The sequence below is a fragment of the Alistipes ihumii AP11 genome, from assembly GCF_025144665.1.
In the GTDB taxonomy this organism is placed as follows: domain Bacteria; phylum Bacteroidota; class Bacteroidia; order Bacteroidales; family Rikenellaceae; genus Alistipes_A; species Alistipes_A ihumii.
Window position 1 is genome coordinate 2,410,227 of the sequence record NZ_CP102294.1, and the last position, 18,843, is coordinate 2,429,069.

At 60.2% G+C, this 18,843-nt stretch carries 18 protein-coding genes; 10 read left to right on the plus strand and 8 right to left on the minus strand.

Annotated features, from left to right (window positions below):
• The first annotated feature begins 25 nt into the window (after window positions 1-25).
• The gene (locus NQ491_RS09695; RefSeq protein ID WP_026089624.1) at window positions 26-907 is read left to right on the plus strand and encodes a class I SAM-dependent methyltransferase; all 882 of its coding nucleotides are present in this window, start codon (window positions 26-28) and stop codon (window positions 905-907) included.
• A 326-nt stretch (window positions 908-1,233) separates the two neighbouring features.
• Window positions 1,234-1,692, plus strand: coding sequence for a GNAT family N-acetyltransferase (locus NQ491_RS09700; RefSeq protein WP_019245763.1), 459 nt, complete (start codon window positions 1,234-1,236; stop codon window positions 1,690-1,692).
• Between the two features lie 237 nt (window positions 1,693-1,929).
• On the opposite strand, the gene NQ491_RS09705 is transcribed toward NQ491_RS09700, so the two are convergent.
• From NQ491_RS09705 to NQ491_RS09735, 7 genes are all read right to left on the minus strand, one after another.
• Window positions 1,930-2,892: a bile acid:sodium symporter family protein gene (locus NQ491_RS09705; protein ID WP_232423196.1), complete on the minus strand. Its 963-nt coding sequence runs from the start codon at window positions 2,890-2,892 to the stop codon at window positions 1,930-1,932.
• A gap of 678 nt (window positions 2,893-3,570) precedes the next feature.
• Window positions 3,571-4,341 carry a TIGR02757 family protein gene (locus tag NQ491_RS09710; RefSeq protein ID WP_019245761.1) on the minus strand — a complete coding sequence of 257 codons (771 nt, stop codon included), beginning with the start codon at window positions 4,339-4,341 and terminating at the stop codon, window positions 3,571-3,573.
• A gap of 19 nt (window positions 4,342-4,360) precedes the next feature.
• Window positions 4,361-5,014 (minus strand): ABC transporter ATP-binding protein, encoded by a 654-nt coding sequence (locus tag NQ491_RS09715; protein WP_026089623.1) that lies wholly within the window; start codon window positions 5,012-5,014, stop codon window positions 4,361-4,363.
• A gap of 1 nt (window position 5,015) precedes the next feature.
• Complete coding sequence (gene folP, locus NQ491_RS09720) at window positions 5,016-5,855, minus strand: dihydropteroate synthase (RefSeq protein ID WP_019245759.1); 840 nt, start codon at window positions 5,853-5,855, stop codon at window positions 5,016-5,018.
• A gap of 57 nt (window positions 5,856-5,912) precedes the next feature.
• Window positions 5,913-6,497, minus strand: coding sequence for a dephospho-CoA kinase (gene coaE, locus NQ491_RS09725; protein ID WP_019245758.1), 585 nt, complete (start codon window positions 6,495-6,497; stop codon window positions 5,913-5,915).
• Window positions 6,490-6,906, minus strand: coding sequence for a hypothetical protein (locus tag NQ491_RS09730; protein ID WP_019245757.1), 417 nt, complete (start codon window positions 6,904-6,906; stop codon window positions 6,490-6,492). The genes coaE and NQ491_RS09730 overlap by 8 nt, the downstream gene beginning before the upstream one ends.
• A 409-nt stretch (window positions 6,907-7,315) precedes the next feature.
• Window positions 7,316-7,942 (minus strand): OmpH/Skp family outer membrane protein, encoded by a 627-nt coding sequence (locus NQ491_RS09735; protein WP_019245756.1) that lies wholly within the window; start codon window positions 7,940-7,942, stop codon window positions 7,316-7,318.
• 150 nt (window positions 7,943-8,092) lie between these two features.
• Between NQ491_RS09735 and ruvA the strand changes: the two genes are divergently transcribed.
• The 7 genes from ruvA to NQ491_RS09770 all read left to right on the plus strand — a co-directional run bounded on the left by ruvA (window position 8,093) and on the right by NQ491_RS09770 (window position 15,831).
• Window positions 8,093-8,680 (plus strand): Holliday junction branch migration protein RuvA, encoded by a 588-nt coding sequence (gene ruvA, locus NQ491_RS09740; RefSeq protein ID WP_019245755.1) that lies wholly within the window; start codon window positions 8,093-8,095, stop codon window positions 8,678-8,680.
• A gap of 197 nt (window positions 8,681-8,877) precedes the next feature.
• On the plus strand, window positions 8,878-11,106 hold the full coding sequence (locus tag NQ491_RS09745) for an inorganic phosphate transporter (protein WP_019245754.1): 2,229 nt from the start codon (window positions 8,878-8,880) through the stop codon (window positions 11,104-11,106).
• A 173-nt stretch (window positions 11,107-11,279) separates the two neighbouring features.
• On the plus strand, window positions 11,280-11,825 hold the full coding sequence (locus NQ491_RS09750; protein WP_157365665.1) for an FKBP-type peptidyl-prolyl cis-trans isomerase: 546 nt from the start codon (window positions 11,280-11,282) through the stop codon (window positions 11,823-11,825).
• Complete coding sequence (locus NQ491_RS09755; RefSeq protein ID WP_019245752.1) at window positions 11,818-13,206, plus strand: DUF6359 domain-containing protein; 1,389 nt, start codon at window positions 11,818-11,820, stop codon at window positions 13,204-13,206. Before NQ491_RS09750 ends, NQ491_RS09755 begins: the two co-directional genes overlap by 8 nt.
• A 101-nt stretch (window positions 13,207-13,307) precedes the next feature.
• Window positions 13,308-14,027, plus strand: a complete 720-nt coding sequence (locus NQ491_RS09760; RefSeq protein ID WP_019245751.1) for a tRNA1(Val) (adenine(37)-N6)-methyltransferase — start codon at window positions 13,308-13,310, stop codon at window positions 14,025-14,027.
• An 84-nt stretch (window positions 14,028-14,111) separates the two neighbouring features.
• Window positions 14,112-15,143: a DUF4831 family protein gene (locus tag NQ491_RS09765; protein ID WP_147524834.1), complete on the plus strand. Its 1,032-nt coding sequence runs from the start codon at window positions 14,112-14,114 to the stop codon at window positions 15,141-15,143.
• 7 nt (window positions 15,144-15,150) lie between these two features.
• Window positions 15,151-15,831 (plus strand): DNA alkylation repair protein, encoded by a 681-nt coding sequence (locus NQ491_RS09770; RefSeq protein ID WP_019245749.1) that lies wholly within the window; start codon window positions 15,151-15,153, stop codon window positions 15,829-15,831.
• 265 nt (window positions 15,832-16,096) lie between these two features.
• Here NQ491_RS09770 and queG read toward each other — a convergent pair whose 3' ends face one another.
• Window positions 16,097-17,002, minus strand: coding sequence for a tRNA epoxyqueuosine(34) reductase QueG (gene queG, locus NQ491_RS09775; protein WP_019245748.1), 906 nt, complete (start codon window positions 17,000-17,002; stop codon window positions 16,097-16,099).
• Between the two features lie 92 nt (window positions 17,003-17,094).
• On the opposite strand from queG, the gene NQ491_RS09780 reads away from it, so the two are divergent.
• The gene (locus NQ491_RS09780) at window positions 17,095-18,723 is read left to right on the plus strand and encodes an AMP-binding protein (RefSeq protein WP_019245747.1); all 1,629 of its coding nucleotides are present in this window, start codon (window positions 17,095-17,097) and stop codon (window positions 18,721-18,723) included.
• Window positions 18,724-18,843 lie beyond the last annotated feature (120 nt).

Here is an 18,843-nt window from a genome sequence, read left to right on the forward strand (position 1 = left end):
CGATAAGACTCCGTCCGGGGACGGAATGCGGTCCGAGCTGTTGTCCGCTTCCGGCTGGAAGGACTACGAGCTGCTGGACAGCGGCCGTTTCGAGAAACTCGAGCGTTTCGGACGCTACGTCCTCGCGCGCCCCGAGCCTCAGGCCGTTTGGGACCGCTCGCTCAGCGAGGACGAGTGGAGGGCACGGGCCGACGCCGTGTTCCGTCGTGACGGCCGCAGCGGCGAGCGAGGCGAGTGGACGCTTCGCGCGGGCATGCCCGACCGTTGGTTTGTGGAATACGGAGGAGGAATGAGCCTGAAATTCCGCATGGGGCTTACCTCGTTCAAGCATGTGGGGCTTTTCCCCGAGCAGGCCGAGAACTGGGAGTTCATTTTCCGCGAAGTCCGCCGGCTGGGCGCCGGAGCGCGCGTGCTGAACCTGTTCGCCTATACGGGCGGAGCGTCGCTGGCCGCCCGGGCGGCCGGTGCCGACGTAACGCACGTCGATTCGGTCAAACCGGTGGTGAGTTGGGCCCGGGAGAATATGGAGGCTTCGGGCATGGACGGAATCCGGTGGATCGTGGAGGATGCGCTGAAGTTCGTCCGCCGCGAAGCGAGGCGGGGCCGCCGCTACGACGGCATCGTGCTCGATCCGCCGGCTTACGGCCGGGGAGCGGCCGGCGAGAAATGGGTTCTCGAGGAGCATATCAACGAGATGCTGAGCCTCTGCGGCGAGTTGCTCTCCGCGCGGGGCAGCTTCCTCGTGCTGAACCTTTACTCGATGGGACTCTCCGCACTGCTGGCCCGGACGGCGGTCCGGCAGCTCGTCGGCGAGTGCTCTTCGGAGCAGTTCGGCGAGCTCTACTTCTCCGATCCTTTCGGCAAGTCGCTTCCGCTGGGAGTCTATTACCGGATGTCGAGGCTGTGACGCCCGGTCTTTCGTTTTCCGCGCGGGCTTCGGCTTGCACGCAGGCTTGCGGGTCCGAAACCGGCGGGAGCGGGACGGCGGAAACCGCGGTGATATGCCGAGAAGGGATGTGCCGGAATGCAGGCGGCCAATCTTGCGACGATTATGTGTTTTATGTACCGACTACGACCGGACCTTGTATGTATGCCGTCCGGTTCGGGCGGACCCTGTCCAAACGGAGTCTCGACAGATCGATTCGAAGTCGTGGCAACCGGAACCGACATAGGTACTATGGAGTATATAATTAGCGAATCTTGTTTATATTGTCGAAATCGGTTATGGGGGGAATGGATCGTCATATAGTGATCCGGGAATACGAGCCGGCCGATAAGGAAGCCGTCTTGAGCCTGATCCGGGCCAATACGCCCGAGTATTTCGCGCCGGAGGAGGAGGCCGACCTGAGCCGGTATCTCGACTGCGAGAGGGAGTGGTTCTACGTCCTGCTTTTCGACGGAAAGATCGTCGGTTGCGGCGGAATCAACCTGGCGGACGAGCGAACGACGGGAAAAATCAGTTGGGATATCCTGCATCCCGAGTATCAGGGCCGATCGCTGGGAACCCGGTTGCTCAGGTTCCGGATCGAAAAGCTCGGATCGCTCGGCGGCATCCGGAGGATCACGGTCAGAACCTCGCAACTGGCTTTCGGATTCTACCGGAAGCAGGGCTTCGTGCTCAAGGAGGTGAAAAAGGATTATTGGGCCGAGGGATTCGACCTGTATGCCATGGAGTACGGAGGCTGGAAATGACAGTTGCGAATGTCCGTTTTCTTATGTTTCGGCTGGCCGTATCCCTAAAGCTATGTCTCGCCCTTTTTCTTTGCGGGAGGGAGTTGGCCGTTGCTTTAGGTCCGAGATATGCGGCTGCGGTAGCCGGAACATTCGGAAACACGACTCGCCGGTTTGTGCGGAGATGTCCCTGTGAGTACATTTATGAGAGAATTTTCCTGTCTGGACCGGGGCCGGAGAACGAGCGTATCGAGGGCTTCAGATTTGCTGCTCGGCCTCGCTCCTTCTTTTCTTCCACAGTTGCCAGCTGTTGATGACGTTCTGCCACACGACGTAGGCGGCCGGGCCGACCGAGGCGATCGGCAGCAGGTAGGTTTGCGCCATCCAGATCGCCAGCACGGTGTTTTTCTGTCCCAGTCCCTGTGCGCCGGAGATTTTCAGGTCGTATTTGCGTCCGATGCGGCGTCCGATAACGAATTGGCATACGCATGCGACGAGCGAGGCGCCGGCCAGCAGCAGCTCGTCTCCGTACCGGGAGGAGTCCTGACGGATCAGGAACGAAGTCGTGTTGCCCATGACGATCGTCAGCGATACGGCCCACAGGTAGAACGAGATCGACTGCCTTTGCCTCAGTGCCCGGTGCGCCCGAGGCCAGAAGCGTTGCAGGGCCAGTGCGGCGACGAACGGCAGGATCAGTAGCGGAATCATCTGCCGTCCGATGCGCAGCAGCGAGTCGAAGAGAGGCAGCGAGACCTGCGAGCCGACGAACGAGAAGACGACCGGGGAGATCAGCGCGACGACCATGTTGCTCAGCAGGCAGTAGGTCGCCAGCGACGCGACGCTGCCGCCCAGCATGCCCGTTACCACGGCCGCCGACGTGGCGGTCGGGGCCAGCACGCAGATGAAAGTGCCCTGAGCCAGCAGCGGGTCGATCGGGGCGAGCGCGAGGTAGAGACCCAGTCCGCCGGCGATCTGGACGAGCAGCAGTCGGACATGGAGCGGAGCGATGCGCAGCTCGCCGAGCGACAGCTTGCAGTAGGGAACCAGCAGCATCAGGAAAATCAGGTAGGGAGTCAGAAAGGCCAGCGATGCGAAAAACGAGTGGAAAACGCCGCCGACGATCATGGCGATCGGCAGCATCCAGTTTTTGAACTGTTGCAATACCACATGGTTCAGGTATTCTACCACTTGTCGGCCCTCCTGATGTTTCTGACGGGGCAAAGTAACGGAGTTCTCCCGTCAATTCAAAAGGCTTTCTGAAAATTTCTGCGGACGGCTCCGGACGTATCCGGATCGATTCGCGGTTGCCGGCACGGTCCGTCTTCCGGTTTTTTCGCCGCCGGTCGGCTGTCGCGATTTTAGAAGTTCCTACCGTGGGGACGTGCAAGGACCGGCGTTGTCTCTCGTTCCCGTGTTCGGCGGGTTGAGGGTCAGAAGGCATCGTTGCGGAAAAGGGAAAGCGGGTTCGTCGGATTTCGGGAGAAATGCGGACCGGTATCGGTTTTTCTCTGCCGGCCGGCTGTCCCGATTTCGGAAGATGCTGCCGTCGGGGCGTACAAGGACGACGTTATACCTCTTTCCATATCCGACCGTCAGGGGTAGAGGGGTATCATTACAGAGAAAGGGGGGTGGGTTTGCCATGTCTCGGAGGGGAGCGCGGTCCGTCAAATGATGCGGAAAGCCTCGGCTACCGGGTCGCGCGACCCGGTAGCTGAGGAAATCCTGTTTCGGGACCTTCGGAATGTTCCTTGCGGGGCGAGAATGGTCTGGCGAATAGGACGACCTGCTGCTTGTCTGTTCCGAGGAAGATCCCCCGCGACGAAAGGCAGGCCTCGCAGTCGGCGGATCGCCCGATCCGGTCGTTTCGGACGAGCGGAAGGAACGCTTTCCGGAGCGATTCTATTTCAGGAATCCGTCTATCCCGGCGCCGAACAGCGCGAAGTCGTACCTGACCGGATCGGAAGCGTCGAGCGTCCGGAGCGAGGCGGTGATCTCCTCGACGGCCTTCCAGTCGTTCTGCTTTCGGGCGAGCAGTCCGAGTGCGCGGCCCATATGGCCCGTATGCACGTCGAGCGGCAGATAGAGCGCTGCCGGGGGAATCGACTTCCACAGTCCGAAGTCTACGCCCCGTCCGTCGTCGCGAACCATCCATTTGAGATACATGCACAAACGCTTGCACGAGGCGCCCCGGTCGATCGACGAGAGGTGCTTCTCGGCTCTCGGGCGGTGATCCGCGCTCCAGAAAGCCGTGCGGAAGCGCGACAGCACGGTCCGCAGGTCGCCCGTTTCGGCGTATTCCCGCTCGAAATAGCCGCCCAGCGAGCCGTCGCGCAGGCAGATGCCGCGCAAGGCGCCGATAAAATCGATGCAGTCGCCCCCGTTGAATGTTCTGTGGACGAAGTCGAGCAGCGGCAGCAGCTCGTTCCTCGATGCGTTCATCGTGAAGTCGTAAGGGGAGCGGTCCATCAGCTCCATCAGTTTCCGTCCGTTGCGGACGATCGAGCGGCGGTTGCCCCAGGCTATCGTCGCGGCGAGGAAGCCGGCGATCTCGATATCCTCCCGGCGCGTGAAGCCGTGCGGGACGGAGATCGGGTCGTCTTCGATGAATCCGGGCGTGTCGTAGCGCTCGTACAGCTCGTCGAGCAGCTCGCGGATCGGTTCGGGTATCATATCCGGGGAGGGCTTGCCGTCAACGGACGATCTGTCCGTCGACCATTTCGATCTTTCGGTCCGACATGGCGGCCAGCTGTCCGTCGTGCGTCACGATGACGACGGTCTGGCCCAGCGTGTCCCGCAGCGTGAAGAACAGCCGGTGAATCTCCTCCCTGTTTTTCGTGTCGAGGTTGCCCGACGGCTCGTCGGCCAGCAGCACGGCCGGGGAGTTGATCAGCGCGCGGGCAATGGCCACCCGCTGCTGCTCGCCTCCCGACAGCTCGGCCGGCTTGTGCGACGAGCGGTGCTCCATACCGAGCATTTCGAGCAGCTCGGCCGCGCGCTTCTCGACCTCGCGCCGGTCGCGGCCGCCTATATAACCCGGTATGCAGACGTTTTCCAGCGCCGTGAACTCGGGCAGCAGATGGTGGAACTGGAAAACGAAGCCGATTTTCGTATTGCGGAAGCGCGAGAGCTGCCGGTCCGAAAGGGCGTGCACCGCCTCTCCGTCGATCTCGATCTCGCCCGAGTTCGGGCGGCTCAGCGTGCCCAGAATTTGCAGCAGCGTCGTCTTGCCTGCACCGCTCGGGCCGACGATCGAGACGACCTCGCCCCGTTCGACGAGCAGGTCGATTCCCTTGAGCACTTCGAGCGTGCCGAAACTCTTGCGTATCTCCTTGGTTCGTATCATGCTATCGGTCATTGGATTGTTCGTACCGTTCGTACAGCGCGACGATTTGCGCCGCCTCGCGCGTGTCGTGCACGCGCAGGATCGATGCGCCCTGACGCAGGCATTCCCAGTGCAGCGCCGTCGTGCCTGCGAGGGCGTCGTCCGGCGTCGTGTCGAGCGTCTTGTATATCATCGACTTGCGGGATATGCCGGCCAGAACCGGATAGCCCAGTTCGCCCAGCCGGTGCATTTCGCCCAGCAGGCGGAAGTTCTGCTCCACGGTTTTCGAAAAGCCGAAGCCCGGGTCGAGCACGATCTGCGTCACGCCCTCGCCGCGCAGCCAGCCGATCTTTTCGACGAAGTAGGCGAGCACTTCCCCGGTCAGATCGTCGTAGCGGGTCATCGTCTGCATCGTCTGCGGCGTGCCGCGCATGTGCATCGCGATCAGCGGGACGCCGTGCCTCGCCGCGACGGCGGCGATCGCCGGGTCCGCCGTTCCGGCCGTTATGTCGTTGACTATGCACGGCCCGAAGCGTTCGATCGCGCCTTCGGCTACTTCGGAACGGAACGTATCGATCGATACGGGCGTGTCGGGACATCGGCGGCGGATCGTTTCCAATGCGAGCGTGACGCGGCGCAGTTCCTCGTCGGGCGTCACGTCGTCGGCGCCCGGCCGGGACGAATAGCCGCCCACGTCGAGAATGGCCGCGCCGTCGGCGACTGCCCGCTCCGCCCTGCGCGCGACATCGTCGGCCCGGGGCGTGCGGCTGCCCTCGTAGAATGAGTCGGGCGTCGCGTTGATGATCGTCATTACGACGGGACGGCTCAGGTCGATGCTATGTTTTCCTACGGTCAGTTTCATAAGGTGCTTTCGTTAGTTTCGGGACCGCTCTCTGCGGGCGGGTGCCGGGGCGTTTAGTCAGCGCAGCCGGCAGAATATCCCGTGCAGTTCCAGAATTTTCGGCAGGACGGGTTCCTCGTCGCCGGAGCGGATCACGTAATCGGCGCGGGCGATCCGTTCGGCCTCGTCGATCTGGGCGGCCATGCGCGCGCGGACCGCTTCCGGGACGACGCCGTCGCGCAGGCAGGTACGGCGGATCCGCTCGGACTCGGGAGCCGTGACCGTCACGACCTTGTCCATCTGCTGGTAAGCGCCGCTCTCGAACAGAATAGCGGCCTCCTCGATTACGTAGGGCCCTTGCTGGCGTTCGGCCCAGCGGGCGAAGTCCTCGGCTACGGCAGGGTGTACGACGGCATTGAGGCGCTCGCGCAGCGTCCCGTCCGAGAAAATGCGTCCGGCCACGTATTTCCGGTTCAGTCCGTCGGCGTCGTACGCTCCGTCGCCGAACAACCCGCTTACAGCGGCTTTCAGGGCGACGTCCTCGTTCATCAGCCGGCGCGCCCGGGAGTCGGAGTCGTAGACGGGTACGCCCAACTGCGCGAATGCGCGGCACACGGTGCTTTTCCCGCTGCCTATCCCTCCGGTTATGCCGATCTTAATCATGCTCTTGCTGAGGAAATTCGATCTCGACGGGCGACTCGACCGAAAGGATTTTCAGGTCGGATATGTGGGAGGAGATGATGTTCTGAAGCGTGAAGGGCGCGATGTCGTAAACGCCGGCCTGACGCGCCGACGGCGTGACGGCCACATTGTCCGACGAGATATCCACGCCGTTGCGCCGGGGCGCGATCTTGTGCTTGAGAATCTGATAGCCTACCCCTTCGACGTTGCATCGGACCGAGTAGAGCGTACTGTCGATGCGGACCGGAATTTGGATGTCCGTCGTGTAGACATAGCTGAGCTTGGTGATATACCACAGGCAAAGCGATAGGGCCAGCAGCATGAAGAAGACCGGGTTGCTGAGTCTCCGGACCGTCACCTTGACGTACAGCTTGAATTTATGCAGACGCATATCTTTCCCGAGATAGTTTCATGCAAAGTAAAGGATTTTTTTCATCAAAACGAAAATACGGGCAGGGAAGTGCCGGAGCCGACCGGAGCGTCCTTCGCGTGCCGGATATTTCCTGTTTGTTCGACCGGGAGAAATATCCGGTTGTGTACGGTACTTGCGGCAGGACGACGGATTCTCGGACTTTGCCGTTACGGACATGCCGGTCGGAAACGAGGAGGTCTCCTCGGCGGTCCGGTCGCTCCGGCGGTTTCCCGTTTCCCGGGTGTTCGGGGAGACGGTTCGGTATGGAGAGAAATATATGGGAATGAAAAGCGCGGCAAGTCTCCAAAGACCTGCCGCGCGCAGAATGGTTCGGACCGGCAGCGGACGGTCCCTTTCGGTTCGGACCCTCCGCAGGGAACCGTAGCCGCTACTTGCCCGTTACGCTTTTGGGCGTTTCCTCGGGCTTTTCGGCCGCGTACTTTTTGTTGAGTCCCTCGAGGATGATCTGAGTCAGATCCAGCGACGGATCGGCGTTCAGCACCGGGCCCGTCGTGCTCGAGCTGAGGATCATCTTGTAGCGGTAGTCGCTGTTGAACTCTTTGAGGTACTCGGTAATGCTGTAATGGATACGGTTCAGCATCACCTGTTCTTCCTCGGCCAGTTCGGACATCACTTGGTCGCGGTGCTGCATGAAGCTCTGCTGTTTCTTGTTCAGATTCTCCTCGATCGACTGGGCCTGAGAGCGGGTTACCAGCCCTTTCTGTATCTTGTCCTGATAGTCGCGCACGTCGTTCTCGAGACTGCGGCCCTTGGAAGTCAGCTCCGTATCGGCCTTTTTGGCCTTCTGCTCGTAGGCGGCCCTCAGGTCGATGTACATGTCGTATCGGCTGACGAGCGAGTCGATGTTGAAATAGGCTATGTCTCCGCCCGCTGCGACGGCCGATTGGCTGCTGTCGGCTCCGGTTACGGCCCCGCCTGCCGTCGAGGCGCTGTTTTTGTTGTTGCAGGCAGCCAGAAGAAGTGCGGCTGATACGGCGATCAAGATTCTTTTCATGTTCGGTTGTTGTGGTTTGTTGAAATCTCCGGGACGCCGCCGTTTCCGCTGCCGAAAGGCCGGCGCACGGCCGTTCCCGGTTTATTGTTGTGCAAATATATAAATATTTCCTTTTGTTTGACTAATTTTGCCTTAAAATAGGAAAGGATTATGTATGAGTACGTAACGGGTCGGGTCGAGACGCTCTCGCCGACGGCGGCCGTTCTGGAGGCCGGAGGTATAGGCTATTGGCTGAACATATCGCTGCAGACTTTTTCGCAGATAGGCGATCGGGCCGAGGTCCGGCTGTACACGCATTTCGTCGTGCGCGAGGATGCGCAGGTGCTTTACGGCTTTTTCAGCCGGGAAGAGCGCGACATTTTTCGGGCGCTGCTGGGCGTGTCGGGCGTCGGAGGCAATACGGCCCGCATGATTCTTTCCGCCTTCACGGCCGACGAGGTACGGACGATTATCGCCGCCGGACAGGCCGACGTGCTCAAGAGCGTCAAAGGACTCGGTATCAAAACGGCCCAAAAGATCATCGTCGAGCTGAGGGACAAGATCGGAGCCGTCTGCCCGGCGAACGAGGCGCTGCCGCTGCGGCAGGCGGCCGACGGAACGTTCGACGAGGCGCTTTCGGCCCTGACGATGCTCGGTTTTGCCCGGCAGGCCAGCGAGAAGGTGCTCCGCGCGCTGCGGAAAGAGATGCCTGCGGCTACGGTCGAGGAGCTCGTGAGACAAGCGCTCAAGCGCCTGTAAGGAACTTTGTCGGATGCGTCGCGCGGGTAAATTTGACCCGATTGTTGCAAGTTTATGCCATTTTGTTCTATTTTTGTTGCCGAATTTGAAAGGGACAGGCCGCTAAGGTACGGGAAATGACCGGTATGACGGCCGGAAGAGAGGGCCGGGACAAGGGTTTTTCGCATGACCCCGAAATGCATTTAAATCGAAATCGTATGGATCTGTATCTTGCCATCGTTGTCATCATGCTGGTTCTGGCCGTGGCCGGGCTGGTCGTCGGTGTTTCCAACGACGCGGTGAATTTTCTCAATTCGGCCTTAGGCTCCAAGGCGGCGCCCCGCTATGTGATCATGACCGTCGCGTCGGTCGGCATCATCGTCGGGGCCATTACCTCCAGCGGTATGATGGAGGTCGCGCGCAGCGGCGTGTTCCATCCGCAGATGTTCACGTTCGCCGAGGTGATGCTGCTGTTTCTGGCGGTGATGTTCACGAACGTGATTCTGCTCGACCTGTTCAATACGCTGGGCATGCCGACGTCGACGACCGTTTCGCTCGTGTTCGGTCTGCTGGGCGCGGCGGTAGGCATCTGCGTATTCAAGCTCTCGAGCGGCTCGGTCGTGACGATGCCCGACGGCGATCCGGCCTCGATGGCCGACATGATCAACACGGGCAATGCGATGGCGATCATCGGTGGAATCCTGATCTCGGTGGCGATCGCTTTCGTGTGCGGAACGGTCGTCATGTACATTACCCGGCTTATCTTCTCTTTCCGCTACCAGAAGAAGCTGCGCACCGTCGGCGCGCTATGGTGCGGGATCGCGCTGACGGCTATTTCCTATTTCGCCGTCTTCAAAGGGCTCAAAGGCACTTCGGTCATTCCCGCGCATGCGATGGCGTGGATGGAACACCATACGCTGGCTATGCTGGCAGCTATGGTAGCAGGCTGGAGTCTGCTGATGTCGTTGCTGAGTCTTCTGAAAATCAATATACTGCGATTGACCGTGTTGGCCGGGACCTTTTCGCTCGCGCTTGCCTTCGCGGGTAACGACCTGGTGAACTTCATCGGCGTTTTCGTAGCCGGAGTGGACGCTTACGACGTGGCGAAGACGACCGGCGACAGCTCGATGCTGATGGGCAGCCTGAACGATCCGGTTGTCGCTAATATGCTGATTCTGTTCCTCTCGGGACTCGTTATGGTCGTCACGCTGTGGTTTTCCAAGAAAGCCCGCGCGGTTTCCGATACGGAAATCAACCTGGCACGTCAGGACGTCGGCGTCGAGCGGTTCGGTTCGACTTCCATTTCACGCGCGATCGTTCGCAGCGCGCTGAATGTCAATAGGAACTACGAGAAATACACGCCCGACCGCATCCAGCGTTTCGTCGCCAGCCGATTCGTGCCGGTGCTCAACCGCAAGGACAAGGCTCCGTTCGACCTGATCCGGGCGACGGTCAATCTGACGGTGGCCTCGATTCTGATCTCGTCGGCTACTTCGTTGCAGTTGCCGCTCTCGACGACCTATGTGACATTCATGGTCGCGATGGGCAGCTCGCTGTCCGACCGGGCTTGGGGCCGCGAAAGCGCCGTATATCGGATTACAGGCGTGCTGACGGTGATCGCGGGTTGGTTTTTCACGGCTCTGGTCGCCTTTACGATCGCGTTCGTCGTAGCGGCGGCTCTGGTTTGGGGCGGTACGATCGCGCTGGTCGTGCTGACCGTGCTGTGCGCCTACCTGCTGTTCGAGAGCACCGTGCTCCATAACCGCAAGCTGAAGAAGGACGCTGCCAAGGAGGCCGAAATGAAGGCGCTCTCGGACGAGGGATCGATCGTCGACCGCTGCATCCGCGAGGTAACGGACACGATGAGCAAGGTGACGACGATTTACAATCAGACGCTGATCGGCTTGTTCAACGAAGACCGCAAACTGCTCAAGCAGATGGTGCGCGAATCGGAAGCCCTTTATCAGGCGGCTCACGAGCGCAAGCACGAGGTGCTTCCGACGCTGCTCGAGTTGCAGGAGAATTATGTCGAGACGGGGCATTATTATGTGCAGATCGTCGATTATCTCGACGAGGTCGCCAAGGCGCTGGTCCACATCACGCGGCCGAGCTTCGACCATATCAACAACAACCACGAGGGATTCCGCGTCGATCAGTTGGAGGATCTGAAGAGGGTCAACGAGCAGGTCAGCACGATCTATACGAAAATCAACGAGATGCTTCGGACGAACCGTTTCGAGCAGCTCGACGAGATTCTGCGCCTGAGGGACGAGCTGTTCGATACGCTGGCCGCGGCGATCAAGAGCCAGATCAAGCGCGTGAAGGCCAAGGCTTCGACCACGCGAAGCAGCATACTCTACCTGACGATCATCAACGAAACCAAGACGATGGTGCTGCAAAGCCGGAATCTGCTCAAATCGCAGAAATATTTCCTCAGCAAATCGTAGTTGCCGGGGAAAGTCGGTATCGTACGAAAGCCGGGCGGCAAGCCCGGCTTTTTTCGTGGGATTTTCGTGCCCGGGGCAATATTTTTGATTATTCGCAGTTTAATAGGCAAGCGCGCGGGTTCGTTTGGTTTTGGATGAAAAAAAATGTAGATTTGTACGCTAAAACGGGGATATTGAAGCGGTTTACTCAAATAGTGCTGATCTCGGCCGGATCTCTTGCGCTCGCCTGCGCCAAGGAAGACGATGCCGTGACCTCGCAACGGTCCGCGATCGAGAGCTTTCTCGATTCGAGAGGCTGGGAGTATGCCGAAGCCTCGGGCGTATACCGCTACACGATCAACGCCGACCGGCCGGAGTACGAGAGCGAACCGCAGATCGCCTACGGTGACTCGGTCGTTTTCGATTTCGCCGCTTATCTCTTTTCGGGCTCGGTGAGCGCGACGGAAGTGCCCTATTATACGAATATCCGTTCGTTGGTCGAAGGAGATACCGTGCTGAATACGGAGTATTGGAGCTTCGAACCTCAGCGGGTCGTGCTCGGAGCGACGCCGATGATCCGGGGACTTACTTACGGGTTGCAAGGCGCCCGCGAGAGCGACTCGCTTCAGTTGTTCGTCACCTCGGATCTGGCTTACGGCAGCGGGAATACGGGCGTCGTGGACGGCGATCAGGCGACGAGATGGTTTGTCTATATCGAAAAAGTGATTAAGAATGAATAAAGCAGTTCGCATTGCATGGGCCGTGTCGATCGTCGCGATCGTGGCCGCTTCCTGTGCCAAGGAGCCTTCGGATAATCTGGGCGAGAAGCAGATGGCCGCTTTCGACGCATGGGTGGGCCTGTACGGCGACGGCGCGGAGAAGCAGCCTTCGGGCATTTACATCAAGAAACTGCACTCCGCCTCGGGAGTAATCAAGCCCCCGGTCGAGTACGACTGGATACAGCTGAACTATACCGGCCGGATCATGGTCGACGGCGACGTGTTCGTCACGCGCGACAGCGCGGTAGCCGTCGAGCAGGGTACTTTCGAGTACTTTACGCACTATGTGCCCCAGATGATTCAGTTCTACGAGGACGGCGACCTGCCTCAGGGCGTGTACGACGCCGTGGGTACGATGAACGAGGGGGATCGCGTCCGGGTGTACGTTCCCTACACGCTCGCTTACGGCAACTACGGCCGGTCGTTTACCGGAGGGTATCAGGGGCAGGTATCGAGCGTTCCGGCCCAGACGCCTATCATCATGGATCTGGAGCTGAAGAAGATCATTTCGGACCCGCTTCGGGACGAGAGCAACGAAGTGGCTCAGTATGCGTCCCGTAACTGGGGACAGACCATAGCCGACACGCTGAAGACGGGGCTTTACCGCCGGTCGCTCCGCACGGGGCTCGATACCGCGACGGTCAAGGACGACTCGATAGCTTACGTCTACTATGTGGGGCGTTTTATGGACGGATTCGTCTTCGACACGAATATCGCCGATACGGCGCGCAAGTACCACATCTACGATAACAGCAGCTCGTCCAAGTACGACTCGCTCGTGGTGTCGCTCAAGTCGGAGGATACGTCGGTAGTCCGCGGCTTCTATGAGGCCATCAAGGGAATGAGGTACGGGGAGACGGCCGAAGCCCTTTTCACTTCTACGTACGGCTACGGCAGCACCGGTCAGGCCGGGACCTCCACCACCACCGAGATACCTCCCTATGCTCCTTTGATGTTCACGATCGAGGTGATTCCGCTTAACGGGGACGGTACGGCCCAGCACCCGTACAATATCACGGCGGTCAAGGGCCTTCCGCAGGAGGAGAGCGACGTGTGGATCACCGGTTATATCGTCGGCGTGGTCGACGGCACGAGCGTGGAGGAGAACGCCCAGTACGCCCAGACCGTTTCGGTCAAGACCAATATTCTGCTCTCCGACAAGCGCACGGCCAAGAAAGCCAGCGAGGTGATCGCCGTAGAGTTGCCCGAAGGCCCGATCCGCGATGCGTTGAATCTGGCCGACAATAAGCTGAACTATCGGGTCAAGATCGCCCTGAAAGGCAATATTCGTCCTTATTTGGGCCAGAGAGGCATGACGGGCGTGACTCAGTACGTGAAATAATTTTTTCGGTCGATATTTGAAAGGGGGAGAGCTGATGCTCTCCCCCGATTATTTTGTCTCTGTGGCGATTTTTCGTACCTTTCCGCCTCGATTGCAAGACGATGGCCAACGACTATTTCGCTTTCAAACGGTTCACCGTCCGTCAGCCCCGCTCGGCGATGAGGGTGGGCACCGACGGCGTGTTGCTCGGCGCATGGTGCGATTCGGCGCCGGCGGGCGGGCGGATGCTCGATGTCGGTACGGGAACGGGAGTGATCGCGCTGATTCTGGCCCAGCGCAATCCGTCGGCCCGGATCGACGCCGTCGAGATCGACGAGGGGAGCTGTCTCGATGCCGAGGGCAATTTCGCCGCGTCGCCTTGGGCCGGTCGGCTGACTCTTTACCGTCGTCCGTTCGCCGATTTCGCGGCCGGATGCACGGTCCGGTACGACCGGATCGTGTCGAATCCTCCCTATTTCGTCGCATCGCTCAAATCGCCCGATCCGGCCCGCACGGCAGCGCGGCATGCGGAGTCCCTGTCCTATGCCGATCTGGCCGCAGGGGCTGCGCGGTTGCTCGTTCCCTCCGGACGGTTGTCGGTAATCTTGCCTGCCGAGACCGCATGCGACTTTGCGGCATCGGCTTTGAACGAGGGATTGTACCAGGTGCGCGCACTGGCCGTGCATACGGTTCCGGGCGGTCCCGTCAGGCGGCTGTGCGCGGAGTTTTCCCCCCGGCGGCAGGATTTGCAGGAGGAGACGCTCGTGATCGAAGCCGAAGACCGCCGAGGGTACAGTGCCCGTTACAAAGAGCTGACGGGCGATTTTTACCTGAAGATGTAAGTCTCTTTTTGGAAAAATAGTATAACTTTGTTTGGTTCGGTGTCCCGAGGAGGATGCCGACGGACATAAACTAAAAGGATGATTATGAGAAAGCTGATGATTTCGGTGCTGGCGGGTTCCCTGACTGTTGCGGGCGCGTCGGCTCAAGTGAAAGCTTACAAGCCGTCCAAGCCGATGGAGGGGAATACGGTGGCCTATGCGTTGCCTCGCTCGGTGGTTCGCGTGCAGGTCGTTGCCGAAAGGGAGAGCGTGCGAGTGGGCCCGTATGCCCGCTTCGCTCAGAAACTTCTGGGCGTGATGGCTCCGCTCGCGGACAAAGACATCTACACGATTCAGAGCGCGACGCTCTGCGCGGCTCAGGAAGCCGATCCGGCCGAAGTGTATGCGTTGGACAATCCCGACAAGAGCCCGCTGAGAATTTACGACGTGACTCCGGAAGGGTTCGTAGCGGCGTCCGCTGCCGGCCAGAAGCCTCTGCCTCCTGCATGGGACTGCGCGGGTCCGCTTCGCGGGCCTGTTCCCGACCGTTGCGAGGCGGTGTCTTATCTGGACAGCGATACCTCGTTCGTCAAGGTGTCGGTCGATCGGCTGAGCCTCGTCGAGAAAAGTCCCGAGTCGATGGCGCAGGATGCCGCCAATGCGATCTTCTCGTTGCGGCGCCATCGGATCGATCTGGTGACGGGCGAGGCGGGCGAGAACGTGTTCGGCGCGGGCCTGAAGGCTGCGCTTGAAGAGATCGACCGGCTGGAGCAGGAGTATCTGTCGCTGTTTCTGGGCAAGCAGTTCCGTCAAAGAATCGTCCGGGAATTCAGCGTCGTGCCGTCGAAGGACGAGCCGGCGACGGTCGTCTGCCGTTTTTCTGATACCGCCGGCTTGCTGTCCGCGGACGATCTGTCGGGTCGGCCCGTCCTGCTGGAGCTCGCTCCCGAGAACAAGGCACAGAGCTTGGCTCCGGAGCGTCGCGCTTCGAAGGATTCGCGCAGCACGATTCTTTACCGCGTGGCCGACATGGTGAATTGCCGGCTGATGGACGGCAATCGCGAAATCGCGCAGAGCCGTCTGCCTTTGTATCAGTTCGGGCAGGTGATCGAGTTGCCCGTGACGTCGGTCAAATAGCCGGGACATGGACGATACCCAGCGAATGATCGGTCTGTTGCGCCGGCTGAAGGTGGAAATGAACGGGGCTGTCGTCGATGCCATGCGCAGCCGGGGTCTCGACTATCCGCTCAGCTACGGCGTTTCCGTGCCGACGATCAGGGAGATCGCGAAAGCGTACGCTCCGGCGCATGCTTTCGCCTTGTTTCTTTTCAGGCAGCAGGTTCGGGAGCTGAAGCTCGCGGCCGCCTTTATCGACGACCCTTCGGAAGTGACTGCCGCTCAGATGCGGGAGTGGGCGGACGGTCTGACCAATACCGAGTTGGTCGAACAGGTCGTCAGCGCGCTGTTCCGCCATGCGCCCGATGCTCCGGATATGGCTTTGGAATGGATGGGCTCGCCGGAGCCGATGAAGCGGTATGCCGGCTTGCTGACGGCTGCGTCGGCTATCCGCGCGGAAAAGAACCGCGCATGGGCCGACCGTTTTTTCGAACAGGCAGACCGGATCGCCCGGCGAGGCGATTTGGAGAGTTTTGTCGGCCGGGGGCTGGTGATGCTGATGCGCTCGCTGGCGACCGTCTCGCCCTCTTTGTGCGAACGGGTGAAGCTTTGGGAGCAGCTGTGTGCGGCTTCGGCGGACGGAACGCTTCGCGAAGTCGCCGGAGAGCTGCAATGGCAGTTGGAGTATATGGAGGGCGGCTCGGACTGACGTCGGCGGAAGCGAGGACCGTTTATAGACAGGCGCAACGGATCGTCCGATCCGTTGCGTTTTTCGTTCGGAGAAACGCGCGGCGGAAGTGCGACCGGCGATCGTTCCGGGCGGCGGGGTCCGTTCGGCTTGCCGGCTCGGCGATGTCGGACGCTCCCCATGTCGGCCGATGAAAAGCCCGGCCGGCCGTTGTGGAACGGTATGTGCATCGTTACGGCACGAAGAGGAAGGTTGCCGGGGCTGTCGTGGATGCGGTCGGACGAGCCTATTCTTTTCCGAGTTTCCGGATTCTGTCCTGCAGTTTTTGCAGTCCGCAGCGGGCGAGCGGGGTTTGGGAGAACAGCCGGTCGAACTGGGCCCGATTCAGAGCGAGCCATTGCTCGGCGTTCATTCGCTCCAGTTCGGGCACGGGACGGAAAGCCTCGTTCGAGGCGATCGGGGCCCGGCGGTTGTGCGGACAGGCCCGTTGGCACAGGTCGCAGCCGAAAATCCATCCGTGCAGCTCGCCTTCGTCTCCTTCGCCGCGTTCGATGGTCCGGCGCGAGATGCAGCGGGAAGCGTCGATTCTCCGTCCGGGCAGAATGGCTCCGGCAGGACACGCGTCGATGCAGCGGTGGCAGTTTCCGCAGCCGTCGGGCACGGTCGGCCGGCCGGCGTCGAGCTCGGCCGTCGTGACGATTTCGCCCAGCAGCACGAACGATCCCAAACGGGGATGGATCAGGAGCGAGTTCCGTCCGATCCAGCCGAGTCCGGCCTCGGCGGCCCATGCCTTCTCGACGATCGGGGCCGTATCGGTGAAAGCGCGTCCTTCGGAATCCGGGTACAGTTCGCGCACGAGGACGAGCAGTTCGGCGAGCTTCTCGCGGAGCGTCAGGTGATAGTCGCGCGAGTGAGCGTATGAGGCTATGCGAGACGGTATGTCGCCTTCGGAGAGCGGACGATGGTAGCTGACCGCGCAGACGATGACCGACCGCGCGCCTTCGACCAGCAGCGACGGATCGAACCGCTTGGCGACGTGGCGCCGCAAGTAACTCAACGAACCGTCGTAGCCGCGCTCGAGCCACTCCTCGAAAGTCTCCCGCTGGCTGTTCAGCGGATGGCATCGGGCTACGGCGCAATCGTCGAATCCGAGTTGCGAGGCGTGCCGCAGTATCCGTTCGGTTGCGTTCATGAGACAAAGGTCGGAAAAATCGGATATAAAAATAAAAAGAATTAACTTTGCGTTCGTAGAACAGGCGTTACAGCGATTCCAAAAGATCAGACATGACGTTCAATACACTTCGGGAACTGTATCTGCACAGTATCGAAACGTACGGTTCCAATCGATGTTCTTCACTGTACGGCGGAGAAAGGCTGACGTATGACGATTTCGCCCGTCGGGTGGATGCCCTGACCGAGACGTTCGTTGCTGCCGGGCTCGGCGCGGGCGATAAGGTGGCTCTGCTGAGCAACAATATGCCCAACTGGGGCGTAGTCTATTTCACGGCCGCGATCCATGGCCTGGTGATCGTTCCTATTTTGCCCGACTTCTCGGGTCCGGAGATCGACCGGATCATCCTGCACAGCGAAGCCAAGGCGCTCGTCGCGTCCGACAAGCTCTATACGAAAGTGTCCAAGGAGGTGATCGCCGAGCAGGACCTGCTGGTCGTGCGTTCGAAGAACCTGGGCGTGATCTCGCATCGGAAAGCTGCCGCGCGGGGCGTCGTTTCCGTTCCTCGGAGCGAAGATCTGGCCGCTATCATCTATACTTCGGGCACGACGTCCGAGCCTAAGGGCGTGATGCTCTCGCACGGCAATCTGTGCAGCGAACTGGCTATGGTCAGCGTGCTTCAGCCGGTCTATCCGACCGATATTTTCCTGTCGATCCTTCCGCTTTCGCATACGTTCGAGTGCTCACTGGGCATGTTGTTGCCGTTCATGTGGGGTGCGCAGGTCGTTTACCTCGACAAGGCTCCCACGGCGTCGGTCCTGCTTCCGGTCCTCCGGGTCGTCCGTCCGACGATCATGCTTAGCGTTCCGCTCATCATCGAGAAAATCTATAAGAACAAAGTTCTTCCGCAACTTTCGGCGAACCGCCTGATGCGCTGGCTTTACGATCGCGAGTGGGGACGCAAATGGCTGCACCGGATCGCCGGCAAGAAGCTGATGAGGCTGTTCGGCGGCCGGATACGATTTTTCGGTATCGGCGGTGCGAAACTCGATCCCCGCGTCGAACAATTTCTTTTCGAGGGCAAGTTCCCTTATGCGATCGGCTACGGACTGACCGAGACGGCGCCCGTGCTGGCCGGCGTCAATCCGACCATGGTGCGCCACCAGTCGACCGGACCGATGCTGCAAGGCATCGAGGCCCGGCTCGACAACGTGAATCCTCTTTCGGGCGAGGGCGAGATCGTCGTCAAGGGACCGAACGTGATGATGGGCTATTACAAGAATCCCGAAGCGACGGCCGACTCGTTCACCGAGGACGGCTGGTTCCGTACCAAGGACCTCGGCGTATTCGACGCCGACGGATATCTGTACATCAAAGGGCGGCTTTCTAACATGATCCTCGGTCCGAGCGGCGAGAACATCTATCCCGAGGAGATCGAGAACGTGCTCAACGGCCACGCGTTGGTCAACGATTCGCTGGTTCAGGAGGACGATATGGGCAAGCTCGTGGCGATCGTCTATTTCAACCGCGAGGAGCTCGAGCGCAAGTATCAGACGGTCAAGGAGAAGCTCGGCGCTCGGATGGAGGAAATCAAGAAGGAGTTGCTGCACTATGTCAATTCCAAGGTAAACCGTTTCTCGCGCATTTCGGTGGTCGTCGAGAACCAGGAGGGCTTCGAGAAAACGCCCACGCACAAGATCAAGCGTTTCCTGTACAGCAAGAAGCATGAAAGCGGGAAATGACCGGTAAGGAACCTTTGCGGATGGGTCGGGCATCCGTTGAGACTGTTGCATACGAAAGCTTCGCGCTACCATGCGCGAAGCTTTTTGTTTCGAAGCGGCCGACAGCGGAGTACGGCGTAC

Excerpts from the sequence above, each read along its gene's own strand:
- NQ491_RS09695 (WP_026089624.1), top strand. The coding sequence starts at position 26 with ATGCGGTCCGAGCTGTTGTCCGCTTCCGGCTGGAAGGACTACGAGCTG.
- NQ491_RS09700 (WP_019245763.1), top strand. The coding sequence starts at position 1,234 with ATGGATCGTCATATAGTGATCCGGGAATACGAGCCGGCCGATAAGGAA.
- NQ491_RS09710 (WP_019245761.1), bottom strand. The coding sequence starts at position 4,341 with ATGATACCCGAACCGATCCGCGAGCTGCTCGACGAGCTGTACGAGCGC.
- NQ491_RS09715 (WP_026089623.1), bottom strand. The coding sequence starts at position 5,014 with ATGATACGAACCAAGGAGATACGCAAGAGTTTCGGCACGCTCGAAGTG.
- folP (WP_019245759.1), bottom strand. The coding sequence starts at position 5,855 with ATGAAACTGACCGTAGGAAAACATAGCATCGACCTGAGCCGTCCCGTC.
- coaE (WP_019245758.1), bottom strand. The coding sequence starts at position 6,497 with ATGATTAAGATCGGCATAACCGGAGGGATAGGCAGCGGGAAAAGCACC.
- NQ491_RS09730 (WP_019245757.1), bottom strand. The coding sequence starts at position 6,906 with ATGCGTCTGCATAAATTCAAGCTGTACGTCAAGGTGACGGTCCGGAGA.
- NQ491_RS09735 (WP_019245756.1), bottom strand. The coding sequence starts at position 7,942 with ATGAAAAGAATCTTGATCGCCGTATCAGCCGCACTTCTTCTGGCTGCC.
- ruvA (WP_019245755.1), top strand. The coding sequence starts at position 8,093 with ATGTATGAGTACGTAACGGGTCGGGTCGAGACGCTCTCGCCGACGGCG.
- NQ491_RS09745 (WP_019245754.1), top strand. The coding sequence starts at position 8,878 with ATGGATCTGTATCTTGCCATCGTTGTCATCATGCTGGTTCTGGCCGTG.
- NQ491_RS09755 (WP_019245752.1), top strand. The coding sequence starts at position 11,818 with ATGAATAAAGCAGTTCGCATTGCATGGGCCGTGTCGATCGTCGCGATC.
- NQ491_RS09760 (WP_019245751.1), top strand. The coding sequence starts at position 13,308 with ATGGCCAACGACTATTTCGCTTTCAAACGGTTCACCGTCCGTCAGCCC.
- NQ491_RS09765 (WP_147524834.1), top strand. The coding sequence starts at position 14,112 with ATGAGAAAGCTGATGATTTCGGTGCTGGCGGGTTCCCTGACTGTTGCG.
- NQ491_RS09770 (WP_019245749.1), top strand. The coding sequence starts at position 15,151 with ATGGACGATACCCAGCGAATGATCGGTCTGTTGCGCCGGCTGAAGGTG.
- queG (WP_019245748.1), bottom strand. The coding sequence starts at position 17,002 with ATGAACGCAACCGAACGGATACTGCGGCACGCCTCGCAACTCGGATTC.
- NQ491_RS09780 (WP_019245747.1), top strand. The coding sequence starts at position 17,095 with ATGACGTTCAATACACTTCGGGAACTGTATCTGCACAGTATCGAAACG.